The organism is Rhizobacter sp. AJA081-3 (genome assembly GCF_017795745.1).
In the GTDB taxonomy this organism is placed as follows: domain Bacteria; phylum Pseudomonadota; class Gammaproteobacteria; order Burkholderiales; family Burkholderiaceae_C; genus Piscinibacter.
In genome coordinates, this window is sequence record NZ_CP059067.1 from 3937434 (window position 1) to 3957324 (window position 19891).

15 protein-coding genes are annotated in these 19891 nt (G+C 67.7%); 10 read left to right on the plus strand and 5 right to left on the minus strand.

Annotated elements, in window-relative coordinates; translation table 11 throughout:
- Window positions 1–192: 192 nt before the first annotated feature.
- On the minus strand, window positions 193–981 hold the full coding sequence (locus HZ992_RS18745) for a hypothetical protein (protein WP_209383333.1): 789 nt from the start codon (window positions 979–981) through the stop codon (window positions 193–195).
- A gap of 433 nt (window positions 982–1414) precedes the next feature.
- Here HZ992_RS18745 and HZ992_RS18750 point away from each other — a divergent pair, with 433 nt between their 5' ends.
- The 3 genes from HZ992_RS18750 to msrA all read left to right on the plus strand — a co-directional run bounded on the left by HZ992_RS18750 (window position 1415) and on the right by msrA (window position 4759).
- Window positions 1415–3343, plus strand: a complete 1929-nt coding sequence (locus tag HZ992_RS18750) for a hypothetical protein (RefSeq protein WP_209383334.1) — start codon at window positions 1415–1417, stop codon at window positions 3341–3343.
- Window positions 3344–3680: 337 nt separating this feature from the next.
- On the plus strand, window positions 3681–4148 hold the full coding sequence (gene msrB / locus HZ992_RS18755) for a peptide-methionine (R)-S-oxide reductase MsrB (protein ID WP_245213112.1): 468 nt from the start codon (window positions 3681–3683) through the stop codon (window positions 4146–4148).
- Entirely contained in the window at window positions 4145–4759 is a 615-nt protein-coding gene (msrA, locus tag HZ992_RS18760; RefSeq protein ID WP_245213114.1) for a peptide-methionine (S)-S-oxide reductase MsrA, read from the plus strand. The genes msrB and msrA overlap by 4 nt, the downstream gene beginning before the upstream one ends.
- A 46-nt stretch (window positions 4760–4805) precedes the next feature.
- Here msrA and HZ992_RS18765 read toward each other — a convergent pair whose 3' ends face one another.
- Both HZ992_RS18765 and HZ992_RS18770 read right to left on the minus strand, forming a co-directional pair.
- On the minus strand, window positions 4806–5255 hold the full coding sequence (locus tag HZ992_RS18765; protein WP_209383336.1) for an OsmC family protein: 450 nt from the start codon (window positions 5253–5255) through the stop codon (window positions 4806–4808).
- 31 nt (window positions 5256–5286) lie between these two features.
- Entirely contained in the window at window positions 5287–6357 is a 1071-nt protein-coding gene (locus HZ992_RS18770; protein ID WP_209383337.1) for a flavodoxin family protein, read from the minus strand.
- Between the two features lie 169 nt (window positions 6358–6526).
- On the opposite strand from HZ992_RS18770, the gene HZ992_RS18775 reads away from it, so the two are divergent.
- A complete protein-coding gene (locus tag HZ992_RS18775) occupies window positions 6527–6682 on the plus strand; it encodes a hypothetical protein (protein WP_209383338.1) in 156 nt (51 codons plus the stop codon).
- A gap of 675 nt (window positions 6683–7357) precedes the next feature.
- Here the strand turns inward: HZ992_RS18775 and HZ992_RS18780 are convergent.
- Window positions 7358–8284, minus strand: a complete 927-nt coding sequence (locus HZ992_RS18780; protein ID WP_209383339.1) for a patatin-like phospholipase family protein — start codon at window positions 8282–8284, stop codon at window positions 7358–7360.
- A 188-nt stretch (window positions 8285–8472) separates the two neighbouring features.
- Between HZ992_RS18780 and HZ992_RS18785 the strand changes: the two genes are divergently transcribed.
- Window positions 8473–9297: an SDR family NAD(P)-dependent oxidoreductase gene (locus HZ992_RS18785; protein ID WP_209383340.1), complete on the plus strand. Its 825-nt coding sequence runs from the start codon at window positions 8473–8475 to the stop codon at window positions 9295–9297.
- A 49-nt stretch (window positions 9298–9346) separates the two neighbouring features.
- Complete coding sequence (locus HZ992_RS18790; protein WP_209383341.1) at window positions 9347–9964, plus strand: TetR/AcrR family transcriptional regulator; 618 nt, start codon at window positions 9347–9349, stop codon at window positions 9962–9964.
- Between the two features lie 771 nt (window positions 9965–10735).
- On the opposite strand, the gene HZ992_RS18795 is transcribed toward HZ992_RS18790, so the two are convergent.
- Window positions 10736–11851 carry a GGDEF domain-containing protein gene (locus HZ992_RS18795; protein WP_209383342.1) on the minus strand — a complete coding sequence of 372 codons (1116 nt, stop codon included), beginning with the start codon at window positions 11849–11851 and terminating at the stop codon, window positions 10736–10738.
- Between the two features lie 383 nt (window positions 11852–12234).
- Between HZ992_RS18795 and HZ992_RS18800 the strand changes: the two genes are divergently transcribed.
- The 4 genes from HZ992_RS18800 to HZ992_RS18815 all read left to right on the plus strand — a co-directional run bounded on the left by HZ992_RS18800 (window position 12235) and on the right by HZ992_RS18815 (window position 19468).
- Window positions 12235–12762, plus strand: a complete 528-nt coding sequence (locus HZ992_RS18800; RefSeq protein WP_209383343.1) for an ECF-type sigma factor — start codon at window positions 12235–12237, stop codon at window positions 12760–12762.
- Between the two features lie 38 nt (window positions 12763–12800).
- Window positions 12801–15593: a serine/threonine-protein kinase gene (locus HZ992_RS18805; protein ID WP_209383344.1), complete on the plus strand. Its 2793-nt coding sequence runs from the start codon at window positions 12801–12803 to the stop codon at window positions 15591–15593.
- A gap of 91 nt (window positions 15594–15684) precedes the next feature.
- Window positions 15685–16290 carry a hypothetical protein gene (locus HZ992_RS18810; protein WP_209383345.1) on the plus strand — a complete coding sequence of 202 codons (606 nt, stop codon included), beginning with the start codon at window positions 15685–15687 and terminating at the stop codon, window positions 16288–16290.
- 19 nt (window positions 16291–16309) lie between these two features.
- Window positions 16310–19468 carry a Calx-beta domain-containing protein gene (locus tag HZ992_RS18815; protein WP_209383346.1) on the plus strand — a complete coding sequence of 1053 codons (3159 nt, stop codon included), beginning with the start codon at window positions 16310–16312 and terminating at the stop codon, window positions 19466–19468.
- Window positions 19469–19891 lie beyond the last annotated feature (423 nt).

Genomic DNA, 19891 nt, shown 5'->3' on the forward strand with positions numbered 1-19891 from the left:
GTTCAGTCCAACCATCCGCGCAGGGGCGACCGGCCGTTTTCCGAAGTGAATCGGTCGTCGCCGACGAGTCCCTGTTCGCGAAGGACGAACTCGGGACGTCAGCCGAACTTCGGAGCCCAGCCGGAGTCTTGAGCGGTGTCGCTGTGGCCTCTCCTCGGCCTCGACTGCTCAGCCCTGCGTAGTGCCCGCCAGTCACCCGGTCGCCGGCACAGCGATGCCCAGCGCCAGAGCCGTGCTGAGGAACCACAGGATCTCGAAGGCCGAGAGCCGGCTCGCCGCGGCCGCCTCGCCAACACTCATGGCGCGCTGCGTCCACGTGGCCACCAGCCGTGGCAGGCTCGGGCGCGAGAGGGCCGCAGGCTCGGGCGGACGTGTGAGCCGGTAGCGGCCATTGATGGTGCGCGGCGAGACTCCCTGGTCGATGAGCGCGTGCGTCATGCCCCACAGCAAGGTCGACAGCTGCAAGGTGTGGGTCGCACCCGGCCACGACAGGGTGGCGGGCGCGCGTTGCGGGTCGGCCAACTGCAGTGGCCGCGCCAGCAGTTCGGCCTGTGACAACGAGCTCGCGATTTCACCCGTGCGGAAGTCGACGACCATGCCGTGCCCGTCGGCCAGGCCGAACAGCGTGCGTCGACGCTCGCCGGCGAGCATGGCCCCGACCATCAGGTCGCGCAGTGCATGCAGCGCTACACCGGCATGCTCGCGCTGCACAGCGCCGCGCGCCAGCTCGTACAGTGCTGCGGCGGCTTCGAGCACTCCGGTCATCTCGCCGACCCGCAGCGGCAAGTCCACCGAAAGGCCGCGCGGCGAGCTGGCCGGCGTCGCGCCGCGTGGCGTGAGCCGCACCAACACCCGCGGCGGCGACACGTACTGCGACCAGTCGTGCGGCACGAACAGCGTGGTGCAGGCGGTAACGTCTTCCACCCAGCGCAGGCGCAGGCCAGCCTGGCCGTCGAGCATGCGCGTCATCGAGACCAGCACGGAACGATCGCGTGCGTCGAGGCCGAGTGCGGCGATGTCGAGCGCACGCCCCTTTGCTGATGTGCTTTCAGAGGATGGGCCGACACCGGGAGGGCCGAAGTGTTCGGATTGCTCTGGCATCGGGCAGGTCGGTTGCTCGCAGAGTGTTTCGGCCGCCAGTCTAGCGACTCGCCTGATGTTCTTCGACCAGGACCTTCCGAACGCCCGAACCGGGCGCTCGACGTCAGTGGGTCGGCTCTACGGTGCAAAGGTATCTGCCTTCGAGTCGGTATCGGAAACCGGCGCGCCGGCCCCAACGTAGCTGGGCCCGGTTGACCTCCATCGCGGACACGCCTCCTGCCGCTTGGGTGGGCATTGGCCGTGCCCGATGTGTGCAGGCGCAAGCGCGCTGCAGCGAGGCCACGGTCTGCGCCGGCATTCAGATCGCGTGCTAATGTTCAAAGCTGAAAAGGTGCCGACGGAGGGCTCGCGCATGGCGGCGGAGGAGACCCGAGCAAGCTTGTCGACAGTTCGTGTCGGGCTCGGCCTGTCATTTCCTGCGAACGAGGTGGCCGAGTACCTCTTCCGCCCGTCCGTGGTGGCCCATTGGCTCGGCAGCGGCTGCGAGCTGGCACCCGTGCTCGGCTTCGAAGCCAGGCTTCCCCATGCAACGGCGCAGGGTCCCTCGCAAAGGGTCATACGCTACGAGCGGCCGGACAGGGGCAGCGTTTGCGCGCTGGCCTGGCCGGCCATCGAGCACGGCCCGACGCCAGCGGGCAACTACGAGCTCGTTGTCGACATTCATGCTCCCGAGCAGACCCGGATTGCGCTGCGCATCTCGCCCCGGCCCAGGGGCAGAAGCAGGCTGCGCATCGAGCACTCCGGGCTGAGCACCGATGGACAGCGCTTTGCCAGCCTGCAGGTGTGGCAGGCCGCGCTGAAGCGCGTCTACAAGGTCATGTCTCAGGCTTGGCGCAGCGCCCGACGCGAGCGCCAAGCAGTCATCCTGGTCCACGGCATCGGCGAGCAGCGGCCCGGCCAGATGCTGCGTGAGTTCGTCTCCAATGTTTTCGGACAGGACGCACGCGAGCGCTTCTTCGTCAAACCGGATCACGTTTCCTCGCTGTTCGAGATGCGCATGGCCACCGTACCGCGCTTCGAGGACAAACGGCCCACGACCGACGTCTACGAGCTGTACTGGGCGCACCTGATCCGCGACACCACCTTGGCACAGGTCTACGGCTGGGTGCTGCGGCTGATCCTTGCCGGGAACTCGAAGATCCCGAAGACACTGATCCGGATCGTCTGGCTGATCCGAGTTGCCGGCGCTCTTGCAGCGGTGGCGTTCATCTGGCTGATGACCTTGGACATCCCAGGATGGCTCAAGGGGGTTGGCGGCGGCCTGCTCGTGGGCTTGCCGGCCATCGCCACCTTCGCCTTCAAGGCGATACGCGACGAATACGTCATCGGCTACGCCGGCGACGCCGCGCGCTACCTGGAGCCACACGCGGACAACATTTCGCGCCGCCAGGAGATTCGAGAGGCTGGCGCGAAGCTGCTCGACGCGCTTCATGACAACGGCCGCTATGGGCGCATCGTGGTCTATGGCCACAGCCTGGGCAGCGTGATCGCTTACGACATCCTCAGCCATGCCTGGGGCCGGCGCGCGCGCGATCGTGAAGATCTGCCAGTCACCACCAGCCGCGCCCTCGCAGCGCTTGAGGGTTTGCTCAATGCGCGGCCTTCGAACGCCTCGGTGCCTCCAGTGCCTCCGCTGTCGACCTCACCCACTCCGGCGCCAGTCGCCATCGACAAGGTGCAGGCGATGCAGCACGCGGCTTGGATGGAATACCGCCGCAACGGCTTCAAGTGGCGCATCAGCGACTTCGTCACCGTGGGCTCGCCGCTCGCCCACGCCCGATGGCTGCTGAAGCTCGATTCGAAGACGGAGTTCGCCGACCTGGTGCGCGAGCGCTCGATGCCCACCTGCCCTCCGCAGACCGAGGATGGTCGGGGACCGATCAAGCGAGTCTTCACGTTCACCCACGCCTACCCGGATCACGATGACAAGTCGAGGAGCCGCTCGGTGCTGGTTCCGCACCACGGCGGCTTGTTCGCGCTGACGCGCTGGACGAATCTCTATTTCCCGCACAAAGGGCTGATCAACGGAGATCCGGTGGCAGGACCGGTCGCAGATTGCTTCGGCAACTGGGTCAGGGACGTGCCGCTGCGCGAGACCAAGGGATTCGCGCACACGCGCTACACGAACCGCGCCCAGGAAGGCGATGCGGTCGACAAGGTGCGCGAAGCACTGAACCTCCCGTTCAGCCGGCCGTTGGCCGATCACGCTCCGCGAGAGCTCGAAGCAACGGTCCTGAGATAGGTGCTGCCGGGGCGCCGGCTCGCGCCGAGTGAAGGGGCACGAACCAGAAAAGTCGAAACTCCGCTGGCTACTCTCCGGCAGCGTGGTCAGTGTAGGCCAGTCGGCCATCACTCGACTCGCTGGCCTCGCCGCCAGCGGTGAGCCGAGGTGACGCGTTGCCGAAGGCTCAATGGCGTCCGAGGCACACCGCGTGGAATGGCCAGTGGCTTGGCGGTACAGAAGGGCGCATTCCCTCACGCCATAGTGCTCTCTGTGAAAGATCGGCGCTTCGGCAACGACTATTGACTACCCTTCGTCATTGCGCCCCCCCGTCCACACCATGAACCGCCGTCACATCATGAGCGTCCTTTCGCTGTTCGGCCTTGGGGCCAAGGTCACCGCCGCCAGCGCCACCGATGCAGTGGCCGGCCCTGCCGTGCTGCGCCTGAGCGAAGCCGAGTGGAAGCAGCGGCTGTCGCCGGCCGCTTTCCGTGTGCTGCGTCAGGAAGGCACTGAAGCCCCGGGCAGCAGCGCGCTGAACGCAGAGAAGCGCAAGGGTGCCTTCCACTGCGCAGGCTGCGACTTGCCGCTGTTCTCTTCGGAAGCCAAGTACGAGAGCGGCACAGGCTGGCCCAGCTTCCACACCCCGTTGCCCGGCGCGCTGGCCCTGAAGACCGACTTCAAGATGATCCTGCCGCGCACCGAGTACCACTGCGCACGCTGCGAGGGCCACCAGGGCCATGTCTTCGACGACGGCCCGCGGCCCAGCGGCAAGCGCTACTGCAACAACGGCGTGGCGCTCAAGTTCGTGCCGGCGGCCACGTGAAGCGCCCTTTCGCCAGTCTGCGTGCGCTTGCGAGCCTGCTGGGGCTTGCGTCGGCGCTGGCTGTTGCCGCTCCGGCTCTGGCACAGACCACGGCCAAGGCGACGTTCGCCGGAGGTTGCTTCTGGTGCGTCGAGGCCGATTTCGACAAGGTCCCCGGCGTGTTGTCGACGACCTCGGGCTACATCGGCGGTACCGTGGCCAACCCCAGCTACGAGCAGGTGTCGTCGAAGACCACGGGCCACGCCGAAGCGGTCGAGATCGTCTTCGATCCGGCGAAGGTGAGCTATGCCGCACTCGTCGACCACTTCTGGCGCACCATCGACCCGACGACCCGGGACCGCCAGTTCTGCGATGTCGGCTCCCCCTACCGCACGGCGATCTTCACCCACGACGCCCAGCAGGCCGCTGTGGTGAAGCAGTCGCTGGATGCTCTCGAAAAGGCCAAGCCCTTCAAGGAACCGATCGTCACGGCCGTCTTGCCCGCGACCACCTTCTACCCGGCCGAGGCCTACCACCAGGACTACTACAAGAAGAATCCGGTGCGCTATGCCTACTACCGTTCCAGTTGCGGCCGCGATGCGCGGCTGGAACAGCTGTGGGGCAAGCGTTAAGACCGGGCCTCGAGTGCACGTTGCGAATGAAGTCTGGCCGCAAGGCTCAGGGCAGTGAACCCTTTTCGAGGGTGGCCACCAGGCTGATCTCGGGAACGCTTGCCAAGGCCTTGGACAGCGGGCAGTCGCGCTTGGCAGACGCGGCGATCTCCTGGAAGCGGGCTTCGTCGAGGCCGGGCACGACGGCATTCAGGCGCAGCGAGATCCGGTCGATCACGAAGCCTTCGCCCTGTGCGGACAATCGCACGTGGGCCTGCGTGTCGGCCGTGGTGGTCGCAAAGCCCGCCTTGTCGCAGGCAAACGAGAACGCCATCGTGAAGCAGGCGGCATGCGCGGCACCCAGAATCTCTTCGGGGTTCGTGCCGCGGCGGTCGTCGCCGAAACGGCTGGCAAAGCCGTAGGGGTGGTCCATCAGCGCCCCGGACTCGGTGCTGATCTTGCCCTGGCCCTTCTTGCCGGCACCTGCCCACAGAACGCTCGCAGACTTCTCGGTCATGGTGATTCCTTTCGATGGCGTGGATGGCGGCTCACTTCGTGCGTGGCCACTTGACCTGCTTGTCAGGCTGGCTCAGCCGCCCGGCGCGCAACTCGGTGACGGCCCGGACCACCGAGCGGGCGACATTGCGTGCTTCTTCCTGCACGGCCCTGTCCTTGTCGAGCGCGTCGTGGCTGTTGTAGTAGGGCTCGTAGTAGCCGATGTAGCGGTCGAGCTTGGCGGCGGCGCCGGCATCGATCAGCCCCATCCATTCCAGCCAGTCGGTGAGGTTGCGGCGGTGCGCCTCGACGCCGGCGACGTCTCCGTGCACCACGACGCCATAGGCCCGGCCGGCCAGGTGCTTGGGGTAGTCCCAGCCCTGCTGCTCGATGCGCTTGGCCTCGGCCACGTGCTTGCCGTGGGTCGTCGTCGGATCGGGGTTGCCACCATCCGCACAGACCAGGCGGTCGATCATCAGCTTCAGCGGGCTCGGCGACTGGTACCAGTAGGTCGGCGCCAGGATGATCACCGCGTGGGCGGCCACCCAGCGTTCGTAGATCTCGGCCATCCAGTCGTCGGCCTGGTTCAGCGCGTGGTTCGGGTAACAGCTGCAGGGCCAGTGGCACAGCGGCATCGCGCTCGAGACGCAGCCCTTGCACGGATGGATGTTGCGGCCGTACTCCGAGGTGACGAGGCTCAGGTCCAGCACATCGGCCTGCATGCCGGCACGCTCGACGACGCGCTGTGCCATCTCGGTCAGGCGCCAGGTCTTCGATACCTCGCCCGGACAGGTGCCGTCATTGCGTGCGCTGCCGCAGACCAGCAGCACGCGCGAGGGTGCGGCACTGTCGCCCCAGAGCTTCTGCGCTGCCTTCAGGCGCTTGCGGGTGTCCAGCCACTGCAGCGACACCTCGTAGGTGGGGTCGGCGAAGCCGCGGCCGGCCGGCCGGGTGAACGGCGCCTTGCGGCCTTCCTGCAAGGCATCCCAGGCGATCGCCTCCAGCCGCGCGATGGCCTCACGTTCGCCGTCGAACGCAGGGTCGTAGAAGCGGACCTGGAAGCGTTCCTGGAACTGCGCTCGCGTCAACGGGGCAGGCGCCTGCCCGGTGCGGATCTTGGTCATGAACTGGCGAGGTGCTGCACTGCAGGTCCAGGTGGGGAGGTCCGGCCCGTTGTGGGTGCGACCGATCGGATCGTCCGGCCTGGCCCTCGGATCGTCCGTGCGCCGACGCACAGACCGTTCGGCTTTGCAGCGCCAACGTGGAGCCTTCCGAGCCACCCTGGAGACCGCCATGCCCGGCGCCAGCCCCCACAAGCACCATCCGGTGCATGACGTGCCCGATGAACCCGTGCCGGGCTCGATGCCAGTCGAACCCGACACGGGCCCGGTCCCCGCCGCGATCCCGGACGACCCGGAAGACGACCGGGTTCTCGACCCCGAGACCTGAGCGTGTGACGCCAGCGTGGCGGCACCAGCCACCGGGCCTTCGCGGGTCAGGAGTTCGTTCGGGGCGCCGGCGGCATGAGCCGATCGCATTCGCGCTTTGGACGACGGCCCGGCTCGTGGTGGAGTTGCCTCCCATGAACAGTGTGATGCCCAGCACGCCATCGTTGCCCACCAGCGCAATCTCCGCGGACTCGCCGTCGTTCATCACCGAGAGCGGCGACACGATGGCAGTCAGAGGACAGTATGCAGAACCGAGATCGCACCCGGGTTCGGAGATGACTTGGCCCAGGGACACATGACCAAGGCCCGGCCTCCGTGCCGCATGTATCCTCAGCCCCTCAACTCAAAAGGATCGAGATGGCTCTGTCAAAGAAGAAGCGTGTCGGCAAGAAGACCATTTCTGCCAAACAAGTCAGAAAGACGGCAAGCGGCAGAAAGCGCCGCAAGTCCGACGGCACCCAGCCTCCCAAGGCCGTGACGCCGAGTTCGCCGCCAGCGGCCTCCTGACCGCTCGGGCCAGCAGATCGCGCCAATCCGCTTTGGCCTGGGCGCGCGTGCTGCTCAAGCGATCCCGCGGCAGCTCCGAGTCCCTGAGTGCCGGTAGAACGTCCGGACGGAACACTGCATCAGGCGGGATGAGCTGACCGTGTGGCCCCGGTGGACCCGCGGCATGGCCTCATGGGGCGGCACTCGTCGGCCGCGGCACGAGCCCAGCACGCTGCAGCCCGGCCAGCAGCTGCGGCAGGTGCCGGCGCGCACTGTGCTCGCCCGCGCTGCGCGCGTACTGGAAGTAGCTCGGCAGCGGCGAGGCCGCAAACTCCAGTTCGGCATGGATCAGGTAATCCGCCAGCGCGGCCTCGGGCGCAATGCGCTCGCCGCGCCGGATCACGCGCTCGCGCTGCGATGCCGATGCGCCGGGAGGCGCTGTCTCCGGCCGGGGCGTCACGTCCACCGCGATGACGAAGCGGGCGCCGGCCTGTCGTGCGGCGCGCACGGCCAGCGGCAGTGATTCGTCGCCATCCTCGTACTCGGTGCCCTGGATGCCCACGGGCGAAATGATGCCTGGCACGGCACTGGAAGCACGCACCGCCACGCCAGCATTGCCGCTGGTGAAGAACACCGGCGCCTTGTCGTCGCGCCGCGTGACGCCCACCACCAGCCTGCGCGGCATCTGCTCGATGCGGCGATGCACCAGGCGCGAGTTGACGTAGTCCTGCAGGCGCTGGCCGTGGATCCAGCCGCGGTCGGCAAAGGGCGAGAGATCGAACAGCGTGAGCGGGCCGCCCTCCCTCGAGAGCGCGTCGAGCTCGACGGCCGAGCGCCCGTCGGCCCAGAACGCCCCGAGCAAGGAGCCCACGCTGCTGCCCACCACCAGGTCGACCTCGATCCCGGCCTCTTCCAGCACGCGCATCACGCCGATGTGCGCATAGCCGCGCGGCCCCCCGCTGCTGAGCACCAGCGCGATGCGCGGTCGCGGATCCATGGCCTGCACGGCCGGCAATGCCACCGGGCTGTCGGGACCGACGTGATTGAAGGGCGCGCATCCGCTGAGCAGGCCGAGCGTGGCCGCGCCGGCCACCAGGGACTGGAATCGATGGGGCATGGGATTGCCGCTCGGATGGGCTTAGGTGTTGACAGTGTCTACCATTCTTCCTACAGTTGTTGACACTGTCAACTCTGCCGCAACTGGAGAACCGGGATGCTCCTCATCGCTGTCAGCGGGCCTCGCCCGCCCTGGAAAGACCTGCCCGCCCGCATGCCGATGGGCCCCTGTGACATTCGGAGGGCCCAGTGAGCGCCAGCACTTCGCGCACCGCCCATCGTTATGGCCCGTGGGCGGTGGTCACGGGCGCCAGCGACGGCATCGGGCGGGCATTCGCGCGCCAGCTCGCTGCCAGTGGGCTGAACCTGGTGCTGGTGGCACGCCGTGAACCCGTGCTGCAGGCCCTCGCCGCCGAGTTGCAGCAGTCCCACGGTGTGCAGTGCCGGGTGATGGCGCTCGACCTGGCAGACCTCGAAGCGGTGCATCGGCTCGCCGACAGCACCGCCGCGCTGGACGTCGGCCTGCTCGTGGCCGCCGCGGGCTTCGGCACATCGGGGCCGCTGCTCGAGGCCGATCTGGGCGTGGAATCCGAGATGGCCGATCTGAACTGCACGTCGGTCATGGCGCAGGCCTGGCACTTCGGGAAGCGCTTTGCCCAGCGCGGCCGCGGAGGCGTGGTCTTCATGAGCTCCCTGCTGGCCTTCCACGGCACACCGCGCGCGGCCCACTACGCGGCCACCAAGGCCTATGTGCAGACGCTGGCCGAGGGTCTGCGCGTGGAGTGGGCACCGCTGGGCGTGGACGTGATCGCCTCGGCGCCCGGCCCCATCCTGACGGGCTTCGCGGCGCGCGCCAACATGCAGATGGCCCAGGCATTGCCCGCCGAAGTGGTGGCGCGCGTCACGATGCAGGCGCTCGGCCGCAAGACCACGGTGCGGCCGGGATGGCTGTCCAAGCTGCTGGGCTGGTCGTTGGCCCCGCTGCCGCGCTGGGCGCAGGTGATGGTCATCACGCAGGTGATGAAGGGAATGACGGCACACCAGGCTCGCCCGGTGAGCCGGCCGGCGGCATGACGCGCCTGTGGTAGTTTCGGCCGCGACATCCATCGCGCACGAACACCGCATGCCCCGCCAGAAGACCGCCAACCCGCCACCGCTGGAACTGCGCGACGCCTGCATCGTGGCCGCCCAGGAGGTCATCGCCGAGCACGGCATCGAGAACCTGAGCCTGCGCGAGGTGTCGCGCAAGCTCGGCGTGTCGCACCAGGCGCCGTACAAGCACTACCCCAGCCGCGATCACCTGCTGGCCGAGGTGATGCGCCGCTGCTTCCAGCGCTTTGCCGCGCATCTGGACGCTCGCGAGCACTTCGATGATCCCGAGCGCGATCTCGAATCGCTCGGACTCCAGTACCTCGACTATGCCCGGCGGCACCCGCTGGAGTACCGCCTGATGTTCAGCACCACCTGGCCCGAGTCGGCGGAGCAGGCGGACCTGGCCCGCGAGGCCACCCACGCGTTCGACGTGCTTCGCGGCGTGCTGCGGCGCATGCATGGCGAATCCGCCGCCCTGCGCGAGACGGTCGAACTCGATGCGCTGTACATCTGGTCCACCATGCACGGGCTGGCGGGTGTCATGAACGGGCAGTGCATCGACAAGCTCGACCTCAGGGCGAAGGTGCTCAAGCAAGCCGTTCGGCATGCAATGGATCGCATGGGCATGGGTCTGGCCGGCAGGATCTGAGAGGCGGATCGCCACCAACAGCGGCCGAGCAACCAGCACAATCGCGAGTCGATGCCCGCTGAAAGAAAAACGCCGACCGAAGTCCGGTCGGCGCTCCTCAAGCAGTTGCCAAGAATTGAGGAGAGAACGTTCTCTTGCGTGGCGCCGACGGTCAATGCCTCGGTCGTACGCTGTGGAACGCGGCGGATCGTACCCGTTGCTCGCTGCGAGTGGACTGGTGCCCTGGCGCGCGGGCCCTTCCGCGCACTGGACATCCATGCGAAATCTCACGGTGCTCGATGCCTTGAGTGCGAGCGAGGTGCTCGCCCGCACAGCGGAAGGACCGAGCAGAGGCAACTCGGGCGGCGCTCTTGTGAGTTGGCCAGGATGAGAAGCCGTACTCCTGGGACAAGCGACATGGCCGCCTTCCAGGCAGGTGGCCTTCGCGCGATCGGCTGGAGAACCGCACAGCGATGCTCCAGGTGCTGTCGAGCAGGCTCTCGGGTGACAACAAGCTCGCAAATCGACGCGAACTCTCGTTCGTCATGATTGGGAGATGCCTCCAGGACTTGTCGGCGACAGCTGCTCAGGGAGACGCACCAGCCGTGGTTGCGCTCGGCGCCCGAACTTCAGAACTGGTCGCTGCGACAGCCGATGTCCGCTGCCTGCGGAGATGCTCGATGGCTGTTGTCGGCCACAACCTGAACCTCGCAAGATCCAATTGCGGAGAAACCCAAGCGCGCGCTTTGGCATGGCTAAGCCCTGCTGTGCTGGCATAGCGGCCTGGTGCCGTCAGGCGGTCTCGACCCGATCGCGCCCGGCTTTCTTGGCTTTGTAAAGTGCCCTGTCGGCACGATCGATGGCAGCGTCCTGGGACTCGCCTGTGTGCAGTTGAACCAACCCGGCCGAGAACGTGATCGCCAAGGCAGGAGCAATCACATCGAACCCGCCTCGGGCAATCGCAGCGCGCAGGCGTTCCAGAACGATCAGCGCGTCGTCCAGCGCGGTGCCGGGCATCACCACCAGAAACTCCTCGCCGCCCCAACGTGCAAGCCCATCGACGGTGCGCAGTTGAGACTGGACCCCGGTGGCAAAGCGCCGCAGCACGTCGTCGCCCGCACCGTGGCCCAGGGAGTCGTTGACGCGCTTGAACCAGTCGATGTCCAGCAAAGCGATCGAAAGTGGGCCATGACCGCGCGCGCTGCGGGCGTGCTCGCGAGCCAGCAACTCGACCATCGCTCGGCGATTCAACAGGCCCGTCAAAGGGTCTCGAGTTGCCAGTTCCTGGTTCAAAGACAGTGCATCGGCCAGTTCCCGCTTCTGTTCCGCCAACCGCGCACGCAGCCGACCGATGCGGATCACCACCACCGCGGTCGCGCCCATCACGATCGCGGCGAACAGCGCGTGCACGGACTCGACCACCGGGGGATATCGCTCCGGCGCGGTTGCGCCCCGCCATGCCATCACGCCCGCCAGCGCCGAGAAGGCCAGCAATGCCAGACGCGGCGCCATCTTCGGATCCAGGGCGAACATGCCGAACACGATGGTGACCACCATGATCGCAATGACCGCCCCGCGTGCGGGCCCGGTGATGGCATATGACCAGGCGATCGAGCAGATCGGAAACAAGATCTGCGGCAGCGTCAGGAACGGGTCGCGTGAGAGTCGCTCCGACAGGCGCGTACGGACCAGGAGGTAGAACAGGGAACTGCCGCCGAGATTGAACGCAGTGAGCCAGTTCGACTCGGTGAGATCGACCAGGCCGAGCATCACCTCGCCGTGCTGCACGAAGGCGAACAGCACGAAGACAACGAATGGGATCAAGGTCATCGATGTGCGAACGCGCACCGGCCCCGCAGGCCCCAGAACAATGGTCACCGCGCGCTGCCTGAGTGACTGCTCTTCCATTTGATGCCATTGACGCCGTCATTTGGACGACCGAGGCAGTTTACTTGCGCGCACGGTGTCGCCTTGGGCGGCTACCTTCTACGGGACACGGACGCCGTAGGACCTCCGGCCGCGACCCAGGCACCGCGGGCGGCTTTCGGGCATTCAGTCCTGGAAGTCGGCTTACCAGCAAGAAGTCCCTCGCCACCTAGCGCGCTCGACCCACAGCACACCTTCGGGTCAGTGGTCCCCAGCGTCAGCAAGTGCCGGCACAGCCGAAGTTGGACATGACTCACTGACCGCATGAAGCCACTGCAGCGAGGTTCACACTAGCCAGGCAGTAGTTGCATACTGCTGCCGCGCAGTCCTGGGGCTTGCGCAACGACTTTGGCTTGGAGCGGCCCATGACCGACAACCCGGAAGCCGAGCTACCCGTCGACGAAGCCTTTGCCGCGGCCTATCCCGAGCTGCGCCGCCTGGCGCGCTCACGACTGCGCGGCGGAGGCCGCAACACCGTGCTCGACACCACCGCTCTGGTACACGAGACCTACCTCAAGTTGAGCCGCAACAGCTCGGCGTCGTTTCCGGATCGGCCGCGCTTTCTCGTTTATGCGGGCAAGGCGATGCGATCGATCATCGTCGACATGGTGCGGCAGCGACAGACCGAGCGGCACGGCGGCGAGGTGGCGCATCTCACGCTGACCGGCGACGTCGCCGATGCGCTGCCCGCCGAGGAAGAACACATCCTGCGGGTGCACGAGGCCCTGCAGGAAATGGCCGAGGTTGATGCGCGCATGGCACAGGTGGTCGAACTGCGTTACTTCGGTGGTCTGACGGACCTGGAGATCGCCGCGGCGTTGGGCGTGACCGACCGTACCGTGCGGCGCGACTGGGAGCAAGCGCGGCTGTTCCTTGCCGAGGCGTTGAAGTAGATCAAGGCACCGCCGAGCCGTTGTCGCAGCGCCTGAGTATGGACGACGCTTTCAAGCTCTCGCCGCCCGAATGGGCGCGGTTGCGCGAGCTGCTCGACGAAGCTCTGGCGCTACCGCCGGCTGACCGGCTGAGCTGGATCGATGCGCTCGACGAGGTCCGACACGCCCAGCTCAAGCCCCGGCTGCGACGCCTGCTCACCCACGCCGCCGACGCGAGCACGGCCCCACCCGCCACGGTGGGGCGGCTTCTCGACACCCTGCCCAAGGTCGAAACTGGCCAGTTCGCTCGGCCCCCCGAAGGCACCGCGTCGCCCCCCGAACGCATCGGCCCGTATCGGCTGATCCGCGAGCTCGGCAGCGGCGGCATGGCCAGCGTCTGGCTGGCCGAGCGCACCGACATGCTGCAGGGTCGCCAGGTCGCGCTCAAGCTGCCGCATGGGGCCTGGCGCCGAGCCGGGCTTGCCGAACGCATGGCACGCGAGCGCGAGATCCTTGCCACGCTCGAGCACCTGAACATCGCGCGCCTCTACGACGCTGGCGTGGCGGCAGACGGTCAACCCTACCTTGCGCTCGAGCACGTCGAGGGCGAGCGCCTTGATGCCTGGTGCGAGCGCCGGGCGCTGGATGTTCCGGCGCGGCTGCGGCTGTTCCTGCAGGTGGCGCGCGCGGTGGCCCACGCGCACGCGCATCTCGTCGTGCACCGCGACCTGAAACCGAGCAACATCCTCGTCACCACCGACGGGCAAGCCAAGTTGCTGGACTTCGGCATCGCCAAATTGCTCGATCAGGGCCAGGCGCAAGAGACCGAACTGACGCAACAGTCCGGCCGCGCGCTGACGCCGGACTATGCGGCGCCGGAGCAGATCCTCGGCAAGCCGATCGGCACTGCGGCCGATGTCTACGCGCTGGGGGTCGTGCTGTTCGAGCTGCTGGCGGGGCAGCGGCCGTATCAGCTCAAGCGCGACACGCGTGCCGCGCTCGAAGAGGCGATCCTGCACGCCGAGACGCCGCGCCCGAGCAGCCTGGCGCCGCGGGCTCGACGCAAGGCGCTGCTCGGTGACCTGGACACCATCGTTCTCAAAGCGCTCAAGAAGGAGCCGAGCGATCGCTACAGCACCGCGGCGGCGCTGGCCGAAGACATCGAGCGCCACCTGGAGCACCGCCCCGTGCTGGCGCGGCCGGACAGCGCGGGCTATCGCCTGCGCACGGCCATGCGCCGCCACCGCCTGCCGGCAGCGGCCGGCGCGGCGGTGATTGCCTCGCTGCTGGCGGGCACCGCTCTCGCACTTTGGCAAGCCCAGCTGGCGCGCCAACAGCGTGACGCGGCCGTGGCCGAACGCGAACGCGCTGACCGCCAGGCTTCAGCGGCGCAGTTGGCACGCCGCATTGCCGAGGGCCAGGCGAGCATGTCCGACTTCCTCCTGACCGACGCGGCGCAAAAGGTGCCTCATGCCGAGGCGGTGGCGCAGATTGAGCTCGCGGTGACGATGGTGCGCAAGCAGTATCGCAACGACCCCGTGGTGCGCGCCGATCTGCTCGCAGACGCCGGCAACCGCATGCGCTGGATTGACGAGGCGGGACGTGCGCGCGAGCTGTGGGGCGAGGCCGAGGCGCTGATGCGCGAGGACGGCGCACACGCCGGCGTGGCGCGTGTGCTGTGCATGCGCGCGCGCGAGCGTGCACTGGCCGGGCAGATCGAGCCCGCCCGGCAGCTGGTGATCGAGGGCCGCGAGGCGCTGCAGCGCATCGTCGATCCGGAACCTGTTCCCGGCGCGGGATGTCTGTTGGATGAGGCGGTGGTCGAGCGCCGTGCCGGCAATCTTCTGCGTGCTCTGGGGCTGGGTGAAGAGGCGCTCGCTCTCGAGCGTGCGGCCGGGCGCACCGAGACCGATCTTGTCGCGACACTGCTGCACGAAGTCGGGCGCTCGCGCTTCGAACTTGGCCGGTTTGCCGCCGCCGTGGCCGCCGCGCGCGAGAGCTTGGAGGTTCGGGAGCGAATCGGTCGCGATCTCGGCAACAACCACAGGGCAACATGGTTCCTGCTGGCGATGGCCCGCCGCGACGGCGGGCAGACAGCTCAGGCGCTGCGCGACTTCGCGGGCGATGGCCGTTTCGATCCTTCTGGCGCCGATCGCTCCGTGAATCAGCGCTATCACTACGCGCTGGGCCTGCTGGTTCACGGTCGCGCCGAGGAAGCGCTGCGCCTGCTGAAAGCCTTGGAGGCCGGGCTGTCGGGCCTGGACCTGCGGTCCGAAGGGCCCTATGTGGCCTTGCAGGCCGCGCAGGCGCAGCTTGCGCTGGGGCAGCTCGCCGCGGCGCGCGCCTCGCTGGAACGCGCCGCCGGCCATTTCGGACCCTTGGTCGCCGAACGCCGCTTTGCCGCCCACCGCTACCTGGTCACGCGAGCGGAATGGGCCCGACGTAGCGGGCGCCTGGGCGAAGCTGCGCTGCTCCTCGATCTGGCGCGCACGACCCTCGACGCCGCACCACAACCGGATGACCCACCCTCGCGAGATTTGTCCAGGCGAGCGCTGCATCGTGCGTTTGCTGAACTGGCCCTTGCACAGCGGCTTCTGCCGCAGGCGCTGGATGCTGCGCAGCTTGCACTGGCGCTGTCCGAGCGCGCTGCCATCGATCGCGAGGCCAGCCTGTTCGTCGGTGAGGACCTGCTGCTGCGCGCCGCCATCCGTCGTGCCTCGGGCGACGACGCCGGCTTCCGCAGCGATGCCCAAGCCGCTCACACGCACATCCGTGCTGCCGGCGGTCCGGGCCACCCGCTGGCGCTGACGGCAGAACGGCTGGCTCACCCTTCGGCGACCCCCAAGCTCTAGGGGTGCCGGCGCGGCGGTGTCCGGCTGGCCGACAGGAGCTCGTTCCTGCAAGTACCGACGCAATATTGCTCGGGCACGAAGGAACGAAACCATGCACCGCACTTCATTGCTCTCTCTCGCGGCGGCCCTGGCGCTGATCCACGGCCCCGCACTCGCCGCCGAGAAGTGCTACGACTTCAGCAAGCTCGCTGCCGACTCGAGTTGGGGCGTGAATATCGACGTGCCGATCGACATCGGCACGGTGCGCATCCGCCCGCTGATCGTGAACGGCCAGCCCTTCGTGGCGGCCAATGCCGACCGGCAGTTCCTGCGCCTGCAGGACCAGCAGATCGCAGGTGGCCAGCGGCCTGAACTCCACGGCTCGCAGGTGGCGATGCAGATCGTGCCCAGCGAACGCGTGCGCTCGGTGCGCATGAAGTTCGCGCACCAGCCCGGGCCAGACGGCAAGCGACCCTCGTTCATCGAGGTCAATGGCGAGAAGCACGACTTCGAAGGCCTTTTCAGCAAGGTCAACGGTCGCACGATGGGGCAGGGAACCTCGTGGCGGGCTGAGGCCAAGGCCGAGTTGGTGCCCAGCGGCGCCGACAGCCTCTGGCACGCGGGCACGCTGGCCGTGCGCTCGACGCAAGGCGGTATCGACCAGGTGACGATTGGCGCGCAGGTCTTCCGTGTCGACAACGTTTGCATCGAACGTTGAACGAGAAGGAGCCGTCGCCATGTCGAACCCCGATGTGCTGGGCTGGCTGGCCGCCGCGCTCATGGTCGCGACATTTGCTTGCCGCGAGGCGCGCGCGATGCGTCCGCTCGCGGTGGCGACCAACCTGGCGTTCATCGGTTACGGCATCGCAGCGGCACTGGTGCCGGTGCTCACGTTGCACCTGCTGCTGCTGCCGATCAACTTGTGGCACTGGGCCGAGGCCCGGCGAGGGAAGGGATTCACCGTGTGGAATGAGTGCGTTCGCAGAGCCCCGTGCTGGGCGCTCGTGCTGTTGATGAGTTCGTTGCTGGTCGCCTGCGGTGGTGGTGGCGGCGATCCCGCGCCCCAGGCCCAGCCTGTGCCGCCCTTGCAGACGACTGGCATCTACCGCCAATGGGAGTTCAAGCGCTACCTCGGCCGCTTCAGCAAGGAGGCGAGCAGCACCCCGGTGGATCACAACAGCGGCGGGGAGGTGCAGGACAGTGCACAGCTCGGCGCCTACTACCTGCAGCCGCCGCGCTTCGACATCACGCCCCATCACGAAATCTTCTCCAGCGCCTCGGGCATGACCTACTGGGCCGCGGCCGAGTCGCCCTCGGGCTTCACCGGCCCTGAGCCGCCGATCGGCGCCGGCACCGTTTTCAGTCAGCAGCAGATGTTCGTCAAGCAGACCGAAGGCGCAACGCTCGAGTACGTGGTGAACAACGTCATCGTTCAGGCCTTCGACGCCAACCCTGAGGCGGCCGGCGACAACGACTGCCCGATATCGATGATTTTCGATGAGCACGACGTCTGGCAGGACAACCCGACCACCGGCAGGCCGGAGATCGTCGGCAAGATCAAGCGCCCGGCACCGGACGGCATCGTGCTGCATTGCGACCACGCCCTGAGCGCCTGGGTCGTATTCCACTTCAACGCCGAAAGGTTGGGCAACTCGCTCGCGAGCGGGCGTGTCCTCCTGAAGCGGGCCGCCGCCGAGGTGGAGGTCTTCGGCAGCCGCAACGCCTTCGATTGGTTCGCGAGCGACGCGATATTCGAGCAGTCCTGGGAAGCGCGCGACTTCGAGGTCACGACGAACGCCAACGACGGCATGCTCACCTACGCCCTTCTGACCAAGCCAATGGTCATCAAGGTGCCGCTCGACGACGTGAAGGTCGGCGAAGCGATCCTGGTGGACGCGACGATCGACGTGCAAGCCTACGACTTCCGCCAGCGTGAATCGTCGGCACATGCCTTCTTCCGTGACCCCGGCCAGGTGGGCGGCGCCGAGTTGCGCACCACGGGCCTGCAGGCGGTGCCAATGACGGCGCGGCTGCCGCGCCTGCCCGACGTGGACCCCACGCCAGCCTGCACCGGTGCGGCCGATCCGGCGCGCGGCACGATCGCCTTCGAGCGCGCGGAACTCAACACGATGGAGCTGCCCGGCCCGGGCGCGCTGGTGACGCTGGTGCGCGAAGGCGGCACCAACGGCGAGGTCAGCGTGCTGTTGCAGACCACCGAAGGCAGCGCGAGCGCGACCGCCGACTATGTGGACGCCACCCAGCGCGTGCGCTTTCGCGACGGACAGACGCGGCGCACCGTGCGCATCCAGCCGCGCTTGGATGACGTGGCCGAGTTCGACGAGACCGTGCTGCTGCGCCTGGCCGAGCCGCGCGGCTGCGCTGCGCTCGGCGCGCTGGCCGAGGCCGTGCTGACGATCCACGATGACGACCAGCCGCTGCCGCCGCCGGTGACCTTCCAGCTGGGCGGCACGGCGAGCGGACTGCAAGGACCCGGTCTTGTGTTGTACGACCGCACGCAGGTCGTGCAACTGGCGGTAGCGGCCGACGGCAGCTTCACGATGCCCTGGCGCTATGCGCCGGGTGCTGCCTACGACATCCGCATCGTGGCGATGCCGGGACAACCGTTTCAGCAGTGCAGGCTGAGCGGCCCGGCCACCGGCGTGATGCAGTCCAATGTCAATACGCTCCAGGTGGTTTGCGATCCACCGGTGGCGGCGACCGGCATCGACACCAGCTTCGGCACCCTCGGCAAGGTGACTGCGGGCCTGCCCGGTGGCGCGCGCGCCATCGCGCGCCAATCCACCGGCCACATCCTCGCCACCAACGGCGTGAGTCTGGTGCGCTTCCACCCCGACGGGCGGCTGGACGCCGGCTTCGGCAAAGTGGACAACCTGCTCACCGGCCTCGGCGCCGACGTGGCCGACTTGGCGGTGGGCGCGGACGATCGCATCGTCGTCGCCGGACGAATCTTGCAGCCGGCGATGTCGCCGCCGTTCTACCAGATGGCCGCCGCACGGCTGAACGCGGACGGCACGCGCGACACGAGCTTCGGCAGTGGCGGCATGGCCACCTTCCGCCTGACCGGCGTGGGCGAGAGCGCCAGCCGCGTGCTGGTGCAGGCCGATGGCCGCGTCGTGCTCGTCGGCCAGGCCACGCCGTTGAACGGCCCGCTCGGCCAGGCCAACAACGACATCGCGGTCGTGCGGCTGACGGTGGATGGCGCACTCGATGCGAGCTTCGGCCAAAGCGGCGCGGTGCTCGCCGACGCACTGCCGCGCGACTTTGCGTTCGCGGCTGCGCTGCAGCCTGACGGTCGCATCTTCGTCGCGGGCCGCACGAGCCAGGACAACACGCCGACCGAAGACACCTTGTTCACGCGCCTCGCGCCCGACGGCACGATCGAGCCCGGTTTCGGCCGCAACCCGGCCTACAGCCCGAGCTCGGACGAAGCGTTGGACGTGGCACTCCAGGCCGATGGCAAGCTGGTGCTGCTGGTGGCAGCGCGCAGTACCTATGCCGACATCTTGGTCGTGCGGCTGAATGCCGATGGCAGCCTCGACGCCAGCTTCGGCAGCCACGGCATCGTGCGCAGCGACGTCGGGCCCCTAGACGACTATGCGCGAGCGGTGGCGGTGCAACGCGACGGCAAGATCATCGTAGCGGCTCAGGTCTCCAACCCGCTGCCTGTGCCGCCGAGCTTCGCGCTGCTGCGTTACGCCTCCGATGGCGCACCCGATGCCGGCTTCGGCAGCGGCGGTGTGCTGCACGTGCCCTTCTTCGGCGGCAACGAAAGCGCCAACGACCTGATCGTTCAGCCCGACGGCCGCATCGTCGCCGCGGGATCGTGGCGCACGGGTCTGACGACAGACATCGCGATGGTGCGGCTGGTTCCTTGAATCGGCACCGTCTCTTCCGTAACCCGCGTTGGATCCGCATGCGCACCCGCGATCACCCGGAACGCCATGCCATCGCGCAGCCCGACGCCCTTCGGCCCCCAAAGTCAGGCATGACGGGAACAAATGAAGTCCGTCGGGAATGGCACCGCTAAGTCGTTGATTCTTCATAACCAGGCGCCTACGGGAAAGTCCGTCGGAATCTCCGGATTCGACTGCGCCAGCCGGGCCGCGACAAACAAAGTCCGTCGGGATGGCCTGCGCTGCCCCCGGGAATCCGTAGCAAGTAGTTCTAGAGTCCGCGTGCAACTGCGCCAATTCACGCACTACCAGTACTGGACCAGTACTCCCTCAGTCGCGGCGCAGCCAACCGTCTCTTGTCGTTCGGAGCGGTTTTCACGGACGTCGAAGCGGCCGATGAACTCC